General features: G+C 67.5%; 1 protein-coding gene. It reads right to left on the bottom strand.

The window, feature by feature from the left end:
• A partial coding sequence (locus ABD250_RS18025; RefSeq protein WP_425551935.1) for an IS1380 family transposase occupies positions 1-1,280 on the bottom strand: 1,280 nt, incomplete at its 3' end.
• Positions 1,281-1,336 lie beyond the last annotated feature (56 nt).

Here is a 1,336-nt window from a genome sequence, read left to right as displayed (position 1 = left end):
ACGTGCAGGAAGCGGTAGCGCAGGGCTTTGGGCTCGCACAAGGCGAGGACTGCGGCCTCGCCGGTGCAGGCCAGCATCCGTGTCCACGCCACCAGATCTGCGGCGATCATCACTGCCACCAGCCAGGCCTGGTTGAGGGCGAACTCGCGTGAGGGCAGACGGCCGAGCCCGGTGTCTTTGGCGTGACGGATCCGGTCCTCCACTCGGGCGTGAGCCCGGTGCCTGGCCTCGAGGAACTGCAGCTGCCCGGCGCTGGTGTTGGTGACAAAAGCCTGGTAGCGCCACCCGTCGATCTCCTCGAACATCGACAGCTGGGCGCCGGGGTGGGGCCGTTCGCGGCGGACGATGACCCGCATCCCGTCTGGCCACTTGGCGAGCAGCCCAGGGGCGAGGAATCCGGTCAGCTCGGCGACCTCGGCTCCGTCTCGGATATCACCGCCAGGGTTGAGCGCCGGCCCCCATGCTTCCTCGGGGCAGGTCGCTATGGCCCGGCGTATCGGGGCGGTGATGGAGAACCCGACCGAGTACTCCACTCGTCGACCGCGGACGCGGTTCTGCTCGGTGACCCAGTTCAGCAGGTCGTGGGAGGCGCCGGCGCCGTCGGAGCGGATCAGCACCTCACGCCGGTGAGCCGCGGGGATCTGCGCGATCGCCTGGCCCAGGACCTCGATGTGGTCGGCGGCGGTGTTTGACCCGGCGTTGCCCGGGCGCAGGCTCGCGGCGAGGAACTCTTCTGTGTTGTCGCACCACACGCCGATCGGGTGATAGCCGAAGGTGCGCTTATAGGTTGGCGCCGCGTGTTCCTTCTCGCTGTGGGTGACCACGATGGTGGCGTCCACATCGAGCACGATCGTCGACCCGAGGTCTCGACCTGCACATTTGGATGCGGGCACGCCGCCTGGCAGGTGGGACCACACGTGCCGCCGCGTGCGGGCCCGCGCGACCTGGATCTTCTTGCGCTTGCCGGCGGTGACCTCATCAAGCGTGCGCCACACCGTCGGGGCCGAGGCCACCGGTCCCAGAGTCTCGGACTGGTGGCGCAGGACGCCGATGTCGGAGATGGATTCGCCGCCATCGGTGAGCATCACCGCGAGGTCGATCAAGACCCGGCCGCGGTCATGGATCGGGGTGAACCGTCTGCGAGTCATGGCCTTCGCCAGTTCGGTGGTCAGCCCCACCTGATCAGCGAGAAGGCGTGGCGCGATGGCTCCGGCGTGGGAGATCACTCCGACACCGTCAGCAGTAACGGACAGACCAGACGACCACGACGTACGCTTCACCTACCGAGTGCTTTCTGTGTGGGGATATGGAACCTTCGACAAGTCCCAGTTTCCCC

Origin of the sequence: Dietzia cercidiphylli (assembly GCF_039531545.1) — a bacterium.
Classification (GTDB): Bacteria; Actinomycetota; Actinomycetes; order Mycobacteriales; family Mycobacteriaceae; genus Dietzia; species Dietzia natronolimnaea.
This window is presented reverse-complemented; position numbering and strand designations above follow the sequence as displayed.